This window comes from Lactobacillus mulieris, from assembly GCF_007095465.1.
Classification (GTDB): Bacteria; Bacillota; Bacilli; order Lactobacillales; family Lactobacillaceae; genus Lactobacillus; species Lactobacillus mulieris.
In genome coordinates, this window is sequence record NZ_SDGL01000014.1 from 13,799 (window position 1) to 31,575 (window position 17,777).

22 protein-coding genes are annotated in these 17,777 nt (G+C 33.3%); 17 read left to right on the forward strand and 5 right to left on the reverse strand.

Annotated elements, in window-relative coordinates:
• Positions 1 to 21 precede the first annotated feature (21 nt).
• From rpsK to ETI37_RS06695, 11 genes are all read left to right on the forward strand, one after another.
• Positions 22 to 411: a 30S ribosomal protein S11 gene (rpsK, locus tag ETI37_RS06645; RefSeq protein WP_006585181.1), complete on the forward strand. Its 390-nt coding sequence runs from the start codon at positions 22 to 24 to the stop codon at positions 409 to 411.
• Positions 412 to 456: 45 nt separating this feature from the next.
• Positions 457 to 1,398 carry a DNA-directed RNA polymerase subunit alpha gene (locus ETI37_RS06650; RefSeq protein ID WP_006585849.1) on the forward strand — a complete coding sequence of 314 codons (942 nt, stop codon included), beginning with the start codon at positions 457 to 459 and terminating at the stop codon, positions 1,396 to 1,398.
• A gap of 27 nt (positions 1,399 to 1,425) precedes the next feature.
• Positions 1,426 to 1,809 (forward strand): 50S ribosomal protein L17, encoded by a 384-nt coding sequence (gene rplQ / locus ETI37_RS06655; RefSeq protein WP_006585179.1) that lies wholly within the window; start codon positions 1,426 to 1,428, stop codon positions 1,807 to 1,809.
• Positions 1,810 to 1,978: 169 nt separating this feature from the next.
• Entirely contained in the window at positions 1,979 to 2,830 is an 852-nt protein-coding gene (locus tag ETI37_RS06660; RefSeq protein ID WP_034535718.1) for an energy-coupling factor transporter ATPase, read from the forward strand.
• A complete protein-coding gene (locus ETI37_RS06665; protein WP_006585847.1) occupies positions 2,806 to 3,669 on the forward strand; it encodes an energy-coupling factor transporter ATPase in 864 nt (287 codons plus the stop codon). Before ETI37_RS06660 ends, ETI37_RS06665 begins: the two co-directional genes overlap by 25 nt.
• Entirely contained in the window at positions 3,662 to 4,459 is a 798-nt protein-coding gene (locus tag ETI37_RS06670) for an energy-coupling factor transporter transmembrane component T family protein (protein WP_006587654.1), read from the forward strand. The genes ETI37_RS06665 and ETI37_RS06670 overlap by 8 nt, the downstream gene beginning before the upstream one ends.
• On the forward strand, positions 4,459 to 5,247 hold the full coding sequence (truA, locus tag ETI37_RS06675; RefSeq protein ID WP_006585845.1) for a tRNA pseudouridine(38-40) synthase TruA: 789 nt from the start codon (positions 4,459 to 4,461) through the stop codon (positions 5,245 to 5,247). Before ETI37_RS06670 ends, truA begins: the two co-directional genes overlap by 1 nt.
• A 102-nt stretch (positions 5,248 to 5,349) precedes the next feature.
• Positions 5,350 to 5,787 (forward strand): 50S ribosomal protein L13, encoded by a 438-nt coding sequence (gene rplM, locus ETI37_RS06680; RefSeq protein WP_006585175.1) that lies wholly within the window; start codon positions 5,350 to 5,352, stop codon positions 5,785 to 5,787.
• A 16-nt stretch (positions 5,788 to 5,803) separates the two neighbouring features.
• Positions 5,804 to 6,199 carry a 30S ribosomal protein S9 gene (rpsI, locus tag ETI37_RS06685; RefSeq protein WP_006585843.1) on the forward strand — a complete coding sequence of 132 codons (396 nt, stop codon included), beginning with the start codon at positions 5,804 to 5,806 and terminating at the stop codon, positions 6,197 to 6,199.
• A 160-nt stretch (positions 6,200 to 6,359) separates the two neighbouring features.
• Positions 6,360 to 7,223 (forward strand): helix-turn-helix domain-containing protein, encoded by an 864-nt coding sequence (locus tag ETI37_RS06690; protein ID WP_006585842.1) that lies wholly within the window; start codon positions 6,360 to 6,362, stop codon positions 7,221 to 7,223.
• Positions 7,224 to 7,390: 167 nt separating this feature from the next.
• Positions 7,391 to 8,974 (forward strand): ATP-binding cassette domain-containing protein, encoded by a 1,584-nt coding sequence (locus tag ETI37_RS06695; protein WP_006585841.1) that lies wholly within the window; start codon positions 7,391 to 7,393, stop codon positions 8,972 to 8,974.
• A 32-nt stretch (positions 8,975 to 9,006) separates the two neighbouring features.
• Here the strand turns inward: ETI37_RS06695 and ETI37_RS06700 are convergent, their stop codons facing one another.
• From ETI37_RS06700 to ETI37_RS06710, 3 genes are all read right to left on the reverse strand, one after another.
• Positions 9,007 to 10,233, reverse strand: coding sequence for an MFS transporter (locus tag ETI37_RS06700; RefSeq protein WP_006585840.1), 1,227 nt, complete (start codon positions 10,231 to 10,233; stop codon positions 9,007 to 9,009).
• Positions 10,234 to 10,365: 132 nt separating this feature from the next.
• On the reverse strand, positions 10,366 to 10,902 hold the full coding sequence (locus ETI37_RS06705; RefSeq protein WP_006585839.1) for a GNAT family N-acetyltransferase: 537 nt from the start codon (positions 10,900 to 10,902) through the stop codon (positions 10,366 to 10,368).
• 75 nt (positions 10,903 to 10,977) lie between these two features.
• The gene (locus tag ETI37_RS06710) at positions 10,978 to 11,550 is read right to left on the reverse strand and encodes a DJ-1 family glyoxalase III (RefSeq protein ID WP_006585838.1); all 573 of its coding nucleotides are present in this window, start codon (positions 11,548 to 11,550) and stop codon (positions 10,978 to 10,980) included.
• 91 nt (positions 11,551 to 11,641) lie between these two features.
• Between ETI37_RS06710 and ETI37_RS06715 the strand changes: the two genes are divergently transcribed.
• The 6 genes from ETI37_RS06715 to ETI37_RS06735 all read left to right on the forward strand — a co-directional run bounded on the left by ETI37_RS06715 (position 11,642) and on the right by ETI37_RS06735 (position 15,916).
• Positions 11,642 to 12,394, forward strand: a complete 753-nt coding sequence (locus tag ETI37_RS06715; protein ID WP_006585837.1) for a sulfite exporter TauE/SafE family protein — start codon at positions 11,642 to 11,644, stop codon at positions 12,392 to 12,394.
• A gap of 64 nt (positions 12,395 to 12,458) precedes the next feature.
• Positions 12,459 to 13,139 (forward strand): histidine phosphatase family protein, encoded by a 681-nt coding sequence (locus tag ETI37_RS06720; RefSeq protein WP_006585836.1) that lies wholly within the window; start codon positions 12,459 to 12,461, stop codon positions 13,137 to 13,139.
• Positions 13,140 to 13,147: 8 nt separating this feature from the next.
• Positions 13,148 to 14,038, forward strand: coding sequence for a cation diffusion facilitator family transporter (locus tag ETI37_RS06725; protein WP_006585835.1), 891 nt, complete (start codon positions 13,148 to 13,150; stop codon positions 14,036 to 14,038).
• A 1-nt stretch (position 14,039) separates the two neighbouring features.
• Positions 14,040 to 14,207 carry a hypothetical protein gene (locus ETI37_RS07830; RefSeq protein WP_022091072.1) on the forward strand — a complete coding sequence of 56 codons (168 nt, stop codon included), beginning with the start codon at positions 14,040 to 14,042 and terminating at the stop codon, positions 14,205 to 14,207.
• Between the two features lie 10 nt (positions 14,208 to 14,217).
• A complete protein-coding gene (locus ETI37_RS06730; RefSeq protein WP_006585833.1) occupies positions 14,218 to 14,895 on the forward strand; it encodes a 2,3-bisphosphoglycerate-dependent phosphoglycerate mutase in 678 nt (225 codons plus the stop codon).
• Between the two features lie 85 nt (positions 14,896 to 14,980).
• Positions 14,981 to 15,916, forward strand: a complete 936-nt coding sequence (locus ETI37_RS06735; protein WP_006587659.1) for an AAA family ATPase — start codon at positions 14,981 to 14,983, stop codon at positions 15,914 to 15,916.
• Between the two features lie 48 nt (positions 15,917 to 15,964).
• On the opposite strand, the gene pepC is transcribed toward ETI37_RS06735, so the two are convergent.
• Both pepC and ETI37_RS06745 read right to left on the reverse strand, forming a co-directional pair.
• A complete protein-coding gene (gene pepC / locus ETI37_RS06740) occupies positions 15,965 to 17,314 on the reverse strand; it encodes an aminopeptidase C (protein WP_006585831.1) in 1,350 nt (449 codons plus the stop codon).
• 66 nt (positions 17,315 to 17,380) lie between these two features.
• Positions 17,381 to 17,674, reverse strand: coding sequence for a GNAT family N-acetyltransferase (locus ETI37_RS06745; protein WP_006587660.1), 294 nt, complete (start codon positions 17,672 to 17,674; stop codon positions 17,381 to 17,383).
• Between the last annotated feature and the right edge of the window lie 103 nt (positions 17,675 to 17,777).

Here is a 17,777-nt window from a genome sequence, read left to right on the forward strand (position 1 = left end):
AAGTAAAGAGGAGGTTTATTAATGCCTGCAAAGAAAAACACGCGTAAGCGTCGTGTGAAGAAGCACGTTGAATCTGGTGTAGCTCACATTCATTCAACTTTTAACAACACTTTAGTTATGATTACTGATGTTCAAGGTAACGCTGTTGCATGGTCATCTGCTGGTGCTTTGGGCTTTAAGGGTAGCCGTAAGTCTACTCCATTTGCTGCTCAAATGGCTGCAGAAGCTGCTGCTAAAGCTTCAATGGATCAAGGTATGAAACATGTTGAAGTATCAGTAAAGGGTCCTGGTGCTGGTCGTGAAGCTGCTATTCGTTCACTTCAAGCAACTGGTCTTGAAATTACTGCTATTCGTGATGTTACACCTGTACCACACAATGGTTCCAGACCACCAAAACGTCGTCGTGTCTAATTCTGTCCATAGTTTAGGACATTACGTTTTGAAAGGGGCCCAGTAATGATTGAATTTGAAAAACCAAATATTACCGTTGTTGACCAAGAGGATGCATACGGTAAGTTTGTTGTCGAACCATTAGAACGTGGATTTGGTACTACTTTAGGTAATTCGTTGCGTAGAGTATTGCTTACCTCAATTCCAGGTACGGCACTTTCTTACATCCAAATTGATGGCGTTTTGCATGAGTTCTCAACAATTCCTGGTGTACGTGAAGATGTTACCAAGATTGTTCTTAATCTGAAGAAGCTTGAACTTAAGTCTGTTGCAGATGAAGAAAAGATTGTTGAACTTGATGTTGAAGGCCCAGCTACTGTCACTGCTGGTGATTTGAAGGTTGACTCTGAAGTCACAGTTTTGAATCCTGATCAATATATTTGTACTGTTGCTGAAGGTGGACACTTACATATGCAAATTGCGGTTAAGAATGGCCGTGGTTATGTACCTGCAAGTGAAAACAAGACTGATGACATGCCTATCGGGGTTATTCCTGTAGATTCTCTTTTTTCACCAATTAAAAAGGTAAACTACCAAGTGGAAAGTACCCGTGTTGGTAAGAGAGATGACTACGATAAACTTACGCTAGAAGTTTGGACCGACGGTTCAATCACACCTAGTGACGCTCTTAGTTTTGCTTCTAAGATTTTGATTGAGCACTTTAAAGTATTCAAATTCTCAGATGCTCAAACTGATTTTGGTGGCGAAGTAATGGTTGAAAAAGAAGACGATAAGAAAGAACGTCAACTTGAAATGACAATTGAAGAGTTAGACCTTTCTGTTCGTTCTTACAACTGCTTAAAACGTGCTGGTATCAACACTCTTCAAGAATTAACTGATAAGAGTGAATCTGATATGATGCGCGTAAGAAACTTAGGACGTAAATCATTAGAAGAAGTTAAAAATAAACTTGCAGATCTTGGACTTTCTCTTCGTCATGAAGATTAGGTTTACTGCATATAAGGAGGCAAACTCATGGCATATCGTAAATTAGGTCGCGACAGTGCTCATAGAAAAGCAATGCTTCGTGAAATGACAACTCAATTGATCATTAACGAACGTATCGTGACTACTGAAGCACGTGCTAAGGAAATCCGTAAAACTGCTGAAAGAATGATTACTTTAGGTAAGCGCGGTGACCTTAGTGCAAGAAGACAAGCTGCTGCATTTGTACGTAACGAAATCGCTGACGTTAAGCAAGAAAACGATGCAGTTGTTGTAAAGTCAGCTTTACAAAAATTATTTAGCGATATTGCACCTCGTTACAAGGATCGTAATGGTGGTTACACTCGTATTATGAAACTTGCTACCGCTCGTCGTGGTGACGGTGCACCTATGGTTATTTTAGAATTAGTTTAATTCTAATCCATAAAACTTAATAGCTATTAAGAATTATCCATGGAAGTGAGAATAAGCGTTAAGATGATGGCTTTGCTTAGTCTAGCTTAGATGTAGATCATCCCTCTCCATGGATGATTTTTTTTATCCTTTTCTGTTACAATTAAGAAAGTTAAATGAGGATGATAGTATGAACAAAATAATTGAAATAAAGAATTTAACTTTTTCATATCCTAATACATCAAATCCGATTTTGAATAATCTTTCTTTTTCAGTGAAAGAAAATTCTTGGACGACTTTGATTGGACACAATGGTAGTGGGAAATCAACTATTGCTCGTTTATTAATCGGATTATTAGTGGCAGAAAAGGATAAAAAAGATCCTTATGCGATAAAAATAGATGGTATGGAATTAAATGATGAAAACATTTGGAAAATTAGGGATAAAGTCGGTATTGTTTTCCAAAATCCAGATAATCAATTTGTTGGGAGCACGGTAGAAGATGATGTGGCATTTGGACTTGAAAACAAAGGCGTTTCTCGAGAAAAGATGCTACCTTTGGTTGACGAGGCCATCAGTCAGGTTGGAATGGAAGAATTTAAAAATTCTGAGCCAGCCCAATTGTCTGGTGGTCAAAAGCAACGTGTGGCTATTGCAGGAATATTAGCGGTAAAGCCTAAAATAATAATTTTAGATGAAGCAACCTCGATGCTTGATCCAGAAGGTAAAAAGAGCATACTTAATTTAATAAAGAAGATAAAGCAACAATATAATTTAACGGTTATTTCAATTACACATGATTTAGAGGAAGTTGAAAAAGCTGATGAAGTTTTAGTGCTTGATAATGGAAAGATAATTTTGCAAGATAAGCCCGAAGTTATTTTTGACAATGCAAATTTACTTAATGAAATTGGATTGGGGCTTCCTTTTATTTATCAGCTAGCAGAAAAGCTTAGACAAAAAGGCTTTTTGATTTCTAAGCAAGCCAATACTCAAGAAAAGTTGGTGAAAGAAATATGTCAATTAAGTTTGAAAAAGTAGATTATATTTATTCTCCGAAAACCCCTTTTGAAAAAAAAGCCTTGGATAATGTGAGCTTTGAGCTGAAAGAAAATAGTTTTGTTGCAATAATTGGTCATACTGGTAGTGGAAAATCGACTTTGATGCAACATTTTAACGCCTTGCTGAAACCGAGTGCAGGTCAAATTAAGATAGCTGGGTTTACTTTAAATGCTCAAACTAGTAATAAGCACTTGAAAAAGTTGCGTGAAAAAGTAAGTTTAGTATTTCAATTTCCTGAAGCTCAATTATTTGAAAGCACCGTATTAAAAGACATTGAATATGGTCCAAAAAATTTTGGCTATTCAGAGCAAGAAGCAAGTGAATTAGCAAAAAAGTGGCTTAAAAAAGTTGGACTTCCAGTTTCAGTGGGGGAGAGTTCACCGTTTGATTTATCAGGTGGTCAAATGAGACGTGTTGCAATTGCTGGTGTTATGGCATATGAACCTGATATTTTATGCCTAGATGAACCAGCGGCAGGCCTTGATCCTCAAGGAAAGCAAGAAATGTTTAATCTATTTAAGCAATATCAAAAAGAAGGACATACAGTAATTTTAGTTACTCATAATATGGATGATGTTGCGGAATATGCTGATGATGTTTTAGTTTTAGAAAAAGGCAAATTACTCAGACATGGTACTCCAGAAGAAATTTTTTCTAATTCGGAGTGGCTTTTGCAGCATCATTTAGCTATGCCCACTGCTAATCTTTTTGCCAAAAAATTAGTTGAGAACAATTTAAATATTGATCTTAATCCTTTAACTATTGATAGATTAGCAAATCAAATTGAACAAAAATTAGTGAAGGAAAATAATGAGTAAAATAATAATTGGACGCTTTATTCCAGGTAATTCTGTAATTCATAAAATGGATTCACGTGGGAAATTAATTTTTACATTTATTTTTATTTTTATCATTTTTTTAGCTAATAATTGGCAAAGCTACTTAGTTTTAGTTTTAGCCTGTTTATTAGCGATAGTTGCTACAAAGATAAATTTAAGATTCTTTTGGGATGGAATTAAACCTTTGTTAGGCTTAATATTTTTTACCTCTTTCTTGCAGCTTTTTTTTACAAGCGGAGGTGAAATTTATTGGAAATGGGGCATTCTCTCAGTTTCTAGCTATGGTGTGATTAATTCGATATATATTTTTTTGAGATTTACATTGATTATTTTAATGTCAACGGTAATGACTTTGACTACAGCTCCATTAGCAATTGCTGATGCGATGGAATGGATGCTTAAACCTTTAAAATATTTACATGTGCCTGTTGCAGAAATAGCACTGATAATGTCAATCGCTTTACGTTTTGTGCCCACATTGTTTGATCAGACAATAAAAATTATGAATGCTCAACGTTCAAGAGGGGCAGATTTTAATGATGGTGGTTTGATTAAAAGAATTAAAGCAGTAGTTCCTTTATTAGTTCCTCTGTTTATTAATTCATTGGAAGTAGCAATTGATTTATCAACTGCAATGGAAGCAAGAGGCTACCGCGGTAGTGAAGGAAGAAGCAAGTATCGAGTGTTAGAATGGTCAAAATATGATCTTATTAATTTAGGCTATTTTGTATTACTATTAATTTTATTATTAAGCTTTAGGAGTAAATAATGCCACGATTTAAGATGACTATGGCCTATGATGGCCATTTATTCCATGGATTTCAAAAGCAACCAAATCAGCGGACAGTTCAAGGAACAATTGAAGAAGCTTTAAAAAAGATGGCTAAAGGCCAAAGAATTGTTGTACATGGCTCAGGGCGAACTGATGCTGGCGTCCACGCATTAGGACAGGTAATTCATTTTGACTTTCCCAATGACAATATTCCTGCTAATAGAATGGTTTTAGCACTTAATTCAATGATGCCAACAGATATAATTTTTAAAGATGCGGAAATTGTCAATGAAGATTTCCACGTTCAATATTCAACACATGGGAAATGGTATCGTTATATTGTAAATCAGGACCGCTTTGTAGACCCTTTTAAGCGATTTTATACTGGACATTACCCTTATAAGTTAAATGTATCTAAAATGCAAGAAGCAGCGTTAGATTTGCTAGGAGAACATGATTTTACAAGTTTTGCGGCCAGTGGTGGTCAAATTATTGATAAAGTACGAACTATATACTATGTAAAGATTTGGCAAAAGTCTGAAGAAAATGAAATTATCTTTGATTTTATTGGAAATGGCTTTTTATATAATATGGTTAGAATCATGGTTGGAGCGCTTTTAGAAATAGGAAATGAAAGGCGTCCAGTTCATGACTTAAAGCGCGTAATTCTTGCTAAAGATAGGCAAGAAGTAAGAAATACTGCGCCAGCAAGCGGATTATATTTATACCATGTATTTTATGAAGAAGTTCCAGAAAAATATCGCTTAGACAAGAAAAATAATTGACATTATGAGTGTTTGAAAGTATCATAGATAACGTATGTTTGTCCACGATAGGCCCCGGAAACTTATTGTTTGTCAAACTGCAAAAAAACGGAGGAATTTAAATTGCGTACTACACCATTAGCAAAAACTAGTGAAATTGAACGTAAGTGGTATGTTATCGATGCAACTGATATCGCATTAGGTCGTTTATCAACTGTTGTAGCCACTATTTTAAGAGGTAAGAATAAGCCTCAATACACACCTAACGTTGATACTGGTGACAATGTTATCATCATCAACGCAGCTAAGTTAAAGTTGACTGGTAAGAAGGCTACTGATAAGATCTACTACCACCACTCAGATTTCCGCGGTGGTTTAAAAGCTGTTTCAGCTGGCGAATTGTTAGCTAAGAACCCTGTAAGATTAGTTGAATTATCAGTTAAGGGTATGCTTCCAAAGAACACTCTTGGTCACCAAGAATTCTTGAAGATGCATGTATATGCAGGTGCTGAACACAAGCACGAAGCTCAAAAGCCTGAAGTATTAGAAATCAACAAATAATCTAGGAGGTTAGACAATGGCACAACAAGCTGCATACGCTGGAACTGGTCGCCGCAAGAATTCTGTTGCGCGCGTTCGTTTAGTACCAGGTAACGGTAAAATTACTGTTAACAAGAAAGATGTTACTGATTACATTCCTTTCCCAAACTTGGTTCAAGATTTAAAGCAACCATTAGCATTAACTGAAACTGAAGGTCAATACGACGTAGTTGTTAATGTTAACGGTGGTGGTTTCTCAGGTCAAGCTGGTGCAATCCGTCATGGTATTGCACGTGCTCTTCTTGAAATTGACCCAGATTTCCGTGGTCCTTTGAAGAAGGCTGGTCTCTTGACTCGTGACCCAAGAATGAAGGAAAGAAAGAAGCCTGGTTTGAAGAAAGCCAGAAAAGCTTCACAATTCTCAAAGCGTTAATCTTATTTACAAGATTACTGCTACCAAAAGCATCCCTTTATGGGATGCTTTTTTTGTTTATTACATATTATTAACATCAGTGGAATTTTAATTTACAACATTTAAAACTGTTGGCCAAATTTCGTATTAAGAGCTTTTTAAGATTAAATAGTGTATTATATTGAAGAATTATGTATTTAATAATTTTGAAAAAGAAAAATTAGGAATATGGAATATGACAATAGGAAGTTTGTTAAAACACCAAAGAATTGCTATGGGATTAACTCAAAAAGAATTTTCAAATGGAATAATTTCTGCTGCACATTATTCAAAAATTGAAAATAATAAGCATGAAATATCAGCTACTGATTTATTTTTGCTCTTAAAGCAAAATCAAATCGATTTAATTGACTTTTACAATGATTTGTATTTTAGCAATGATAAAGTAGATATTATAAATAAAAGTATTTTAATTAGCCAAGCTTTTTATAAAAAAGATAAGGAGAAAGTTAGGCTATTAAATAATTTAATTCAAAATTCTAGTGTATCAGAGGAAGAAAAGTTAAGAGCTAGTTTAATGCAAGCTATATTAGATGGAACTTTGGCTGATATGTCCAATAAGATGAAGAAGCGAATTAAGAAAAGTTTGTTTGAGCATGATTATTGGTTTCAAAATGAAAGGTATTTAAAGTTACTTTCTAATTCATTAATAGTATTTGATAATATAGAAATTCAATATTATTTTAACCAGATATATGAGGCTTATTATAATGAAATTGATATTCAACCTTATGGACTTTTAAAAATAATTGCAGCAATTAGTATAAATTGTTTACATATTACTTATGTTCGACATGATAATATTATTGAAAAAAAGGTTGTAGAACTTTTAGATAAATTTCCACAAGTACCGGACTTTTTTGTTTATCAGACCATTAAAAATTACTACGTTAAGTTATTTGATGGTAAAAAGGAAGATGCTGAAACAATAAAACAATTTATGAAGCAAAATGGCCTTAATGGTTATGTTGAGAATTTAGCATAACAAAAACTGCGTATTTGCAGATTTTAATCAAATATGCAAGTAGAATATTATTTGAGCTAATGTATAAGATAATGAAATTACAGTAAAGCAAGGGGGGGTGATTGCCAATGATTATTGTAACTTTGCCAATTTTATAAAAATAAAGTTACGGCAAGGAGTATATATCTATGAGTTTAAAATATGTTAAAAGAACACATTCTATTATCTTTATAATTTTGACTATTTTAAGGTCGCTAGAAGTAGTTTTTATAGCTAATATCACTCAACAACTTTTTAACTGGGTTAATGATAAAAAAATAAGCTTAATAAATTTAATTATTGTTGCAGTAATTGGCCTCATTATATTTTGGATAATAAATCTTATTTATGAGTGGTGGTATAGCCGAATTATTAAAGAAGCAGATTATAATATTAAATCTATTACAACAAAATATTTGATATTTTCTGAAAAAAATACAGACTTTTTGGATACCTCTTTTTTTACTAATGATTTAAAACAAATTGAAGAAAGATATATTGCGGCTGAATTAGAGATTGTTACTAGTGCGATTCAGTTTTTATCAGCAGTGATTGCGGCGCTTTTTGGATCCATTCCATTGACAATTATCTTTTTGTTAGTGTCTTTTATTCCTGGTATTTCACAAAAATTCTTTGGAAAAATAATAGAGAAAAAAGCAGAGAATTGGGAAAAGAAAAATAGTATTTATACGGAGCGTATTAAAGAAACTGAAAAAACTACTCAAGTTTTTAAATTATATGATCAAGAAAATATATTATGGAAAAGGATTAAGAAGGTTTCAAATGATTTGGAAACATCGTTACAGAGATTAAATTTTGTAAGAGGCACTTCTAATGATACAGTATCAGATTTGGCTTACTTATTTATTACTGTTCTTCCTATTGCAGTTGGAGTATATCTAGTAAGTGTGGGAAATATTACATTTGGTACTTTGATAATGGTAAGTCAATTGTCTAATAATTTTATTAATCCATTAGTTAATATAACAATGTATTTAAATGATAGACGATCATCTAAACCAATGTGGAGTAAAGTCATAGTTGCCACTAAATTAATTGAAAAACAGCATTCATCTAAATTATCATTTAAAGAATTAAATGTTAAAAATGCGAGTCTTAAGGTAGGCAATAAAAAGCTATTTTCAAATTTATCCTTTAATATAAAGAGCGGTGAAAAAGTTCTAATAGTTGCACCATCTGGATGGGGCAAATCTACTTTCTTAAAAGCTTTGATTGGTCAAGTAAAGATAAATGGTGGAACCTATGTTATTGATAATGAGGAATTAAATGGTAACTTTAATAAAGCTCATAGTTATTTTAGTATGATTAATCAGGAACCTAAATTATTAAATGATACGATTCTTTTCAACATTACTCTTGGGAAGAATATCTCACGTAATGAGATAAATAGTGCTATTGATAAAGCCGGACTTAAGGATTTAATTAAAGAACGAGGATTAGATTATGTTATCAATAAGTCTGGTGAAAATTTATCAGGTGGGCAAAAACAAAGGATTGAAATAGCTAGAGCCATTATTTTTAAAAGACCCATTATGCTTGCTGATGAGGCCACTTCGTCACTTGATGAGAGAACTTCGCTAAATATTCATAAACTTATTTTGTTGAATAAAACAGCTACTGTAATAGAAGTTGGACATCATATTTCGGAAGAAGAGAAATTATTATTTAATAGAGTAATTAATTTAGAAAATATAGCTGATAAAGCAATATAAAAAGTCCGTGAGATTAATTCTCACGGACTTTTTTACATATCTTCTTTAGTTAATTTCTTAAGTCTCAATACTAATGCTAATGAGCAGAAACCGAAGATTGCTGAGATAAATACGATATTTCCAATGTTAAACAATCCTGAACCAATTGCCATTGATGAAACAAATGATCCAACTGCAATACCGAAGTTTGAAAATACTGGGTTGAATGTTGATGATAAATCAAGTGCACCAGGGAATTGTTCATTGGCTAAGTCAAGGAATAGCACAGTAACGTTTGCACCATAACTTACGTTAACGATGCAGACAATTGCTATCAAAACAAATCCGATAATTCCAAGAATTAATGGGAAACTTTGTGGATTTGTTAAATTGATTAATAAACCAATTAATACTAATGATACAGGCATGATGACATACAAGAATGGGATGTCTTGCATATTTCCACGGTCAGCGTAGTAGCCACCCAGCTTGTTACCGAAGATTGAAACAATACCAAGAATGAATAATAGAATACTCAACACAGAATCTGTGAAATGAAGGTATTTAGTGATAATTTCGGTAATATAAGTGTAAAAACTATATTGTGCAGCAGTAACACAAATAATAAATAAAGCATTAGTAATTGTGATAGGGTGAACAATATATTTCTTTCTATCAGCAGAAATCTTAGCTGCTTCTTCAGGAGTACCTGCATGACTTTGAGGAGTATCCTTAGGAGCGTAAATAAAAAGCAAAACAAAGATGATAACAGTTAAAATTGTAACCATCCAAAAACTATCACGCCATGAAAATACACGTGCAATGGTGTTTCCAATAGGAACCCCAGCAACGTTAGCAATACTAAAGCCTGCGAAAACCCAGGAAATTAATGCAGCCTTTTTTTCTGGTGGTGCAATGAAACTTGCCATAACAACAGTGATTGAAATAATTGAACCAGCAGTTGCCCCAGCTAAAACTCTTGATAAGAGTAATGAAATAAAGTTTGGTGCGATTGCAGTCCAAGTATTAGCAACTAAAAAAATCACTAATAATGCAAATAAAACATTGTGACGCTTAAAGCGAGCACTCAATAAAGAAATAAATGGTGTACAGATTGAGTAAACCAATGCAAATAAGGTAACTAAAATACCTAATGTAGCAAGTGGTGTTCCCATATCACTGTGGATATCTTTTAACACCCCAACAATCATATATTCGTTACAGCCGAGCATAAATGCAACAAGCACAAATAAAATCGACTGAATTCTATATTTTAACATCCGATTTTGTCTCCTTTTGTATTGTATATCCTTATTAGTTTATCGAGAAAACGCTACAAAATGAAGTGAATATGTTAAATTTTTTCAAAAAAATGCTATATTCTTGTCAGAATATAGCATAAACTATGTTAATTATTCATAATCTATCAAATTAAGTTCATAAGCAACTCTTTCCGGATCAATCGGTTCATTATCTACTTCAATAATTCCGCGATATTTAAAACCTGAACTAGTTGCAAGTTTTTGAACAATTTTATTAATAGGAGCAGTATCGATTCGATAGTTTTCGATGCCTTTAACTCTCATTGCTGAAATTAAGTTACTCATTAGTTGACTGGATAAATGCTGCCCTCGATAATCGCCACTGATTGCTAAGCGATGAATTGTAGCATATGGATCTTCATCATTTGCCCATTCACCATCTTCAATATTGGCATAGGTAGGGTCTTTTCCAATTATACATGCAGCGTAACCTGCAGTTTTTCCGTTTACTTTTAAAATCCAGCCATGTCCATTGTTAATATCTTCTTTGATTATATTCTCATCAGGATAGCCATTTTGCCATTGATTACTTCCAGCTTCTTTTAAAAACTGCTTTGAACTATTAATTATTGTCATAATATCATTCAAATCGCTAATTTTTGCTGGTTCAATAAAAACTAGGCTCATTTTACAACCTCCTTTACTTGTACTAAGTATAGTTTATAAAGAAGATTGTAAAATATCTAATGATATGCATACAGGTTAAATATTATCTTTGAGATAAGTATAAAGCATTCCATCCTCTAAGGTTTTTGTTTCAATGCCAAGTGCTTGTGCTAAAGCGTATGAAAAAGCCCATGCAGTTGCTGGTCCACGGCTGGTAATGATTTTTTGTTTAGAATCAGTTACAACTATATCTTCATGAAATCTTCCTGTAGGGCATTCTTTTCCAATTTCTTTTTCAAAGCCCGGGTAGCAAGTGTAATCAGTGTCATTAAGCAAACCATAACGACTTAATGCAATTGGGGCAGCGCACATCGCAGCATTCCATTTTCCAAGTTGGTGACGTTTTTTCATTAGCTGAGCTAGCTGAGAATTATCTCTTAATGCTTCAGCACCAGGTTTACCGCCTGGGAAGGATACTAAGTCATAATCTAAAAGACTGTCATCAAGGATTTTGTCACAAGTTATATTAATATCATGATCTCCATGAACTTGAAGCTTGGTTAAACCAATCATATCAGTAGGTACGCCTAGTCGTCTTAGAACATCAACTTGGCTCAAGCCTTCAATTTCTTCACAACCATCAGCAAAAATTACTGCAACTTTTTTCATAATTTAATCCTTTCTTTGATAAAATTATCTATAGTCTATTTTACGCATTTTTTACTAAAAAGCTAAGTTAGGACTTGAAAAGAGGATTTTTATGACAGGGGAAGTTTTAGTTTTTATTTTTTTAGTTGCAGCGGGGATTTTAGCCGGAATAGTATCAGTAGTATCGAGTATGGCGTCACTAGTTTCATATCCAGCTTTATTGCTTGCTGGAGTATCGCCAGTTTATGCCAATGTTACTAATACAGCGGCTTTGATATTTACGGGGATGGGTGCAGCAGCTTCTTCTGTAAAAGAACTAAAAAAGTCATGGCGAAATTATATTAAGTACATTATTTTAATATTGATTGGTGCAGTTATTGGGAGTTTTTTAGTTGTAATATTTCCTGGGAAAATTTTTGAAAAATTAGTACCATTTTTCGTTTTATTCTCAGCTTTTTTGTTTTTGGTTAGTGGTAAAAAAATCACCTATCAAAAAAGAGAAGATAATCAACTTATTGCTCAAATTGAAATGTTTGCGGCAGGAGTTTACACAGGTTATTTTGGTGCAGCATCAGGTATTTTGATGCTAATAGCCTTGCTGAGCGTTAGTAAAGATAATTTTGTTGTTGTTAATGCCGTGAAGAATGTTATAGGGTCTTTAGGTAATTTAATTGCATTAGTTATCTTTCTTTTCACTTCAAAAGTTTATTGGTCAAAGGCCATTCCATTAGCATTGGGGTTATTCATTGGGGGCTTTTTAGGGCAAAAAATCATTAAGTTTTTACCAGTTAAAGCTGTAAGAGTCATAACGTTTATTTTTGCTGTATTTTTAGCAATTTATCTTGGATGGCAAGCATATTGCTAGCCGCTTTTAAAAATTTTTTCTTATATTTGATGGTAGAATAGAATTAGTAAAAAGGAGGATATAAATGACAACTGAAGTATATTTAATCAGACATGGTGAAACAATGTTTAATCAGCTGAATAAGGTTCAGGGCTGGGCCGATTCCCCCTTAACTATAAAAGGTATAAATGATTTGAAGAAGACAGCTGAAGTGTTGTCACAAATTCATTTTGATAATATGTATTCATCTGATTTAAAAAGAGCAATTGATACTGTTCACTTAATGAAAAACGCTAATGAAGTTTCTGAAATAGGAAAAATAAAAAAACTACCGGAATTTCGTGAAGTGTTTTTTGGGTCATTTGAAGGTGACGATATTGATAAGACCTGGGAAGCAATTGGTCAAGCAGCAGGCGTTGGACCTGAAAGAAATGTTCAAAAAATTATCAATCAAGTCGGAATTTATGAATTTAGAGAAGCTACTAAAAAAGCAGACCCACGTCATTTAGCAGAAAATTCTGAAGAACTTGATACTAGAATGGTCAGAGCAATAAAGAAACTACAAGAAGAAACAGAAAATGAAAATCGTGTTCTTTTAGTATCACATGGGGACTTTATCAAGACTTGGGGGATTAAGTATTGGAATAAGAGTGATCGCTTGCATGATATTGAATTCCCAGACAATGGTAGTATTACCCGGGGAATATTAAGCGATGATGGAAAGTTTGAGATTGTTGATTACAACATTAAAGCAGAAGACTTTTAGGAGTAATCATGAAACAAAATAAAATCACAAGTAAATATCTTTTTGTAACTATATTAAATATAGTAATTACTTTGGCTGAATTTTTAGGTGGTATTTTTTCTGGCTCATTAGCCTTACTTTCAGATGCGGTTCATAATTTAAGTGATGTGGCTGCAATTGTAATATCCTTTGTCGCTCATTTAATTGGTCAAAAAGACCGTGATAAGCATAAAACTTTTGGTTACCAAAGAGCTGAAACCTTAGCTGCATTTACTAATGGAGTTGTTTTATTTGTGATTAGTTTCTTTTTAATGATTGAAGCTTTTGAGCGTTTCAGTAAGCCACAAGAAGTAAAGGGACAATTGATGCTCATAATAGCAGTCATTGGGTTAGTGGCAAACGGCATTTCAATGTTAGTAATGAAGCATGATTCTTCCCATAATTTGAATGTTCGGTCGACTTTTTTGCACATGTTGTCTGATGCTTTATCAAGTGTTGCTGTTGTAATTGGTGCAGCTATCATTTATTTTTGGAAGAGTAATTTAGTCGATCCATTAATGACTTTGTTAGTTTCTATTTTTGTAATGTTTGAAGCGTATAAAATTACTAAAAAAGCAGCTAATATTTTGATGGAATCAAATCCTAATGTAGATTTAGATGAAGTTAAAAAGATTGTGCTTGCTTTTCCAGAAGTTACTAATTTACATCATTTGCATGTTTGGCGCTATAGTGATGATTTGATTATGATGGATGCTCATGTCAATGTAACTGAAAAAATGAGTGTAGTACAACTTGAACAACTTTATATGAAAATAGGCCAGGTACTTAAAGAAAAATTAGGTATAAATCATGTTACTTTACAGGCAGAATATCAGCGTGGACTAAAAGAAAACATGATTGTTTTGAATAAGGATGATTAATATGGAAAACAAATACTTTTTGGTAGCTGTATTACTGATAGTGGGAATCTATGATATGTCTTTTTATTATAATCGTAGACACCAACCAAATAATCAGAAAGGATTAAAGGCCTATTTGATTTTTGGTGTGATTTTGTTTGCAGCTGGAATTTTAGCCTTATTTAGATAGGATTTTGATAATGGTAAAACTTGTTTTAGTTAGACATGGCGAAAGTATTGCAAATGCTGAAAATATTTTTACTGGTTGGAATGATATTGGCTTAAGCAAACGAGGTATTGATGAAGCAAAGATGGCTGGAGAATTAATCAAAGAGATGCCAGACTTTGCACCAACACATATTCATACTTCATTATTATCACGTGCAATTATGACCGCAAATATCATCAGTGAAGTAAATGATTTTTTGTATTTGCCAATCACTAAAACTTGGCGACTAAATGAACGACATTATGGAGCTTTGCGAGGGATTAATAAAGATAAAGCTCGAGAAATCTTTGGTGTAGAACAAATTAAGAACTGGCGTAGAGGATTTGATGAAGTGCCACCACTAGCGAAAGATAGCCTTAATGATCGACGCTATGATATGATAGATCCTCAAATATTACCTAAGGCTGAAAGCTTGCATCAAACTCAAAAAAGATTGATGCCATATTATCATGAGCATGTAGCTAGCCAACTCATTCAAGGGAAAGATCAATTAATTGTTGCTCATGGTTCTAGTTTACGTGCTTTAATCAAAAAGCTTGAATCAATTGATAATCATGATATTGTTAACTTAGAAGTACCAAATGCAGAGCCGATTGTTTATACAATGAATTCTGAGCTTAAAATAATAGATAAGAAAATTTTAAGCTAATTGCATTTACAAACATAAAAAACGCATATTTTATGGTAAAATCTTTAACAGTGTAAAGAAATTTCTAGGTTATGGAGAATAAGCGATGCGCAAAATATTCTTATTAAGAGGAGCCCCAGGATCGGGGAAGTCCTCATTCATTGCCCGCCATCACTTACAGCCATATGCAATTAGTCGTGATTCGATTCGCCTACTTTTAGCTGACTTAACAGTATACTATGAAGAAGAAGCAGACTATTTGCATCAAGTGATTCCGCGGCATGTTAATGTTCGAACAGAACAATTGGTTGATAATTTAGTTGAACATAAGATGTCTTATGGAGAAACAGTTATTGTTGATGGAACGCACATTGCCCCAAGTGCAATTGAGCATTTTAGGCCATTAGTTGACAAATATCGCTATGAATTATTTGTAGTCGATTTAATGCAAAATAATACGTTAGACAACTTGCTCAAGCGTAATCAAACAAGAATGCATTATGATTGGGTTAAGCCGGAAGTTGTTAAACAGATGTTTAATACTTATAAAGCTCATCCAGAAGTTCCAGAGTGGGCCAAAATGATTACACCTAATCAAATGGAACGTGCTTTATCTCAAAGAGAAAGCAACTTGGATCATTTTGAGCATGTGATTGCAGTTCCTGATGGGGTAAAAGAAGAAGATTTTCCACATGTTCATATTTCTAACTTTTACTTCTCATTTAATGATAAGTTTACAGAAAAGTATGGAACTTATCGCAATGTAATTTCAATTGCTAAGACAAGAGAAGAAGCAATTGAGGAGTTTAAATTGCCTTATTTTGTATTCAAGTTCCATCACAAGCATTTCCTCATTTCAGCTTATCCAATTAGAAATGAGATGTTAGATCCTATTAGAAAAGTTAAGGGAGTTTGGACTTATTCAACTGGGTTATATAACTTGGCTGATTTCGTAAAGGAATTTCCTGAAAATAAACAACAACATGTACATCAATTTAATCTAAGTAAGTTGGATAACAGTCGGTTGTTACATATTTGGTAATAAAAAAGACTTCACGCGATGTGAAGCCTTTTTTGTATAAATCAATAACTAAAATTCCATTGCTAATGCGCCCATTGGATCCCATGGTAATAATTGGATAGGATTCTTACTGCCGTCTTCAAAGGTTTGTTTAAGTTCATCTGATAAGAACTTCTTATTGATAACAGCTTGGTAAACAAAGCTATTAAACCAGTCATCGCTCATAACGAAGTAGCCTTTAAAACCAGCTTTTTCACCCCATGAATTTTCGATTTTCCACTTAGTTGGTTTGCCGTCAACTAAGTCAACACCAGTAATGACCATCGCATGATCCATTAAACTTTCACCGGTATCAAGCTTTTCAGCCTTACTCATTGAAAAGTCAACGTCAAATAATTCATCTCTGCGGTAAAGCTTAGTATCTAAAAGACCAGCTCTACGTTCAGAATCTTTAACAACATTTGAGCCAAACCAAACAACTTCGCCTGATTTAAGTTGATTAATAATTAATTCCTTCATTTCGTCAATTGGTAAGTTAAGGTGACGAACTTGGCGACCGCCTACAACATTACCTAAATATTCAACTGAAAATACTTTGTGGAATGGCTTGTCTGTAGTTGGAGCATTAATAGTTGAGATATAATCGCTTAAATTCCAGCCAACATACTTTTTAAAGAATTCTTGTGGGGTAATATCACAGTCAATGTGGTAATTTTTGTCATCATCGCGATATTCAAAGTCAAATTTTTTAGGTGGAACTCCCAAAGAAATTGCTAAAACTCGAAATACTTCGTTGAGCATTTCATCTTTTGCACTTTCAATTTCTTTTGAACTTTTTCCGGCTTTAACAAGTTCTCTAAGCTTTAAACCATCTTTTCTAAGTAAAGTGTTTAAAGTGTCATTTAAAGCTGCGGAACTAGTTGCACTGAAAGTTTCTGGATATACAGACTTGGGAACAATTCCATATTTTTCAATTAATCCACAAAGCATGTCCCATTGGCCACCATCTTGTTGTGGTGTAGCAAATAAGAATGAAACTTTACGGTCGCCTAAATCTTGATTGGCAGTAGCAATTACGTTTTCAAAGAACCAATTTGATTTTTCAAATTTGTCCCAGAAGTTAGTGTAATTTTGGGATAATTCAAATCCCTTAATTTTAAAGTTCTTTTGTAATGGGTGACGCATTGTATTAAGAGCACTGAACATCCAGCAACGCCCAGAAGCCTTTTGATCAGCAACTTTACCAGTTTCAATTTCTACTGAAAAGGTAGGGTTTAAATCAATTTGGGTTTGTGTGTCTTGGCTAGCTTTAAAAATTCCGTTAGTTTGAGCAGCACGTGCAGCGATACGTGCATCCTTTCGACTTATAAAATCTGCTTTAAAGTTTTCAATTGCAGCTTGTGAAATTTCTTTTGCCATAATTTCCTCCTAAATTGTTATTTTAATAAAAGTTAAGTATATTTTAACTTAATTACTTAAATGAGTCTATAAAATTAGTGAAGGCTTATAAAATAAGTCAGTTAATGCAGCTTGGTTTTCTTTGAAATAGGCTAGGATTGTAGGACCTAGTGGCATGACTTTTAAGTGGTTGTCACGTGCATAGCTTAATGCAAATCTAATTAATTCATCAACTAAATCTGATTTAACTTCTGGACTTACAAATATATGGTCAATCGCCATAACTTGGTTATTCTTTATTAAATGATAGTGCAAGCGATATTCAGGCACGTTATTACTATTTAAATAAAAGTTATGACTTTTTAAATCATGTTTAAACAAATTTACACCTCAAAATAAAATATATTTGAAACTGTCAAATTTTTTGTGTAAATAGATTTTTCTCGTAGATTGATTTTTTAATCTTTTATTTAATCAAAGTAGG

Excerpts from the sequence above, each read along its gene's own strand:
- rpsK (WP_006585181.1), top strand. The coding sequence starts at position 22 with ATGCCTGCAAAGAAAAACACGCGTAAGCGTCGTGTGAAGAAGCACGTT.
- ETI37_RS06650 (WP_006585849.1), top strand. The coding sequence starts at position 457 with ATGATTGAATTTGAAAAACCAAATATTACCGTTGTTGACCAAGAGGAT.
- rplQ (WP_006585179.1), top strand. The coding sequence starts at position 1,426 with ATGGCATATCGTAAATTAGGTCGCGACAGTGCTCATAGAAAAGCAATG.
- ETI37_RS06660 (WP_034535718.1), top strand. The coding sequence starts at position 1,979 with ATGAACAAAATAATTGAAATAAAGAATTTAACTTTTTCATATCCTAAT.
- ETI37_RS06665 (WP_006585847.1), top strand. The coding sequence starts at position 2,806 with ATGTCAATTAAGTTTGAAAAAGTAGATTATATTTATTCTCCGAAAACC.
- ETI37_RS06670 (WP_006587654.1), top strand. The coding sequence starts at position 3,662 with ATGAGTAAAATAATAATTGGACGCTTTATTCCAGGTAATTCTGTAATT.
- truA (WP_006585845.1), top strand. The coding sequence starts at position 4,459 with ATGCCACGATTTAAGATGACTATGGCCTATGATGGCCATTTATTCCAT.
- rpsI (WP_006585843.1), top strand. The coding sequence starts at position 5,804 with ATGGCACAACAAGCTGCATACGCTGGAACTGGTCGCCGCAAGAATTCT.
- ETI37_RS06695 (WP_006585841.1), top strand. The coding sequence starts at position 7,391 with ATGAGTTTAAAATATGTTAAAAGAACACATTCTATTATCTTTATAATT.
- ETI37_RS06700 (WP_006585840.1), bottom strand. The coding sequence starts at position 10,233 with ATGTTAAAATATAGAATTCAGTCGATTTTATTTGTGCTTGTTGCATTT.
- ETI37_RS06705 (WP_006585839.1), bottom strand. The coding sequence starts at position 10,902 with ATGAGCCTAGTTTTTATTGAACCAGCAAAAATTAGCGATTTGAATGAT.
- ETI37_RS06710 (WP_006585838.1), bottom strand. The coding sequence starts at position 11,550 with ATGAAAAAAGTTGCAGTAATTTTTGCTGATGGTTGTGAAGAAATTGAA.
- ETI37_RS06715 (WP_006585837.1), top strand. The coding sequence starts at position 11,642 with ATGACAGGGGAAGTTTTAGTTTTTATTTTTTTAGTTGCAGCGGGGATT.
- ETI37_RS06720 (WP_006585836.1), top strand. The coding sequence starts at position 12,459 with ATGACAACTGAAGTATATTTAATCAGACATGGTGAAACAATGTTTAAT.
- ETI37_RS06725 (WP_006585835.1), top strand. The coding sequence starts at position 13,148 with ATGAAACAAAATAAAATCACAAGTAAATATCTTTTTGTAACTATATTA.
- ETI37_RS07830 (WP_022091072.1), top strand. The coding sequence starts at position 14,040 with ATGGAAAACAAATACTTTTTGGTAGCTGTATTACTGATAGTGGGAATC.
- ETI37_RS06730 (WP_006585833.1), top strand. The coding sequence starts at position 14,218 with ATGGTAAAACTTGTTTTAGTTAGACATGGCGAAAGTATTGCAAATGCT.
- ETI37_RS06735 (WP_006587659.1), top strand. The coding sequence starts at position 14,981 with ATGCGCAAAATATTCTTATTAAGAGGAGCCCCAGGATCGGGGAAGTCC.
- pepC (WP_006585831.1), bottom strand. The coding sequence starts at position 17,314 with ATGGCAAAAGAAATTTCACAAGCTGCAATTGAAAACTTTAAAGCAGAT.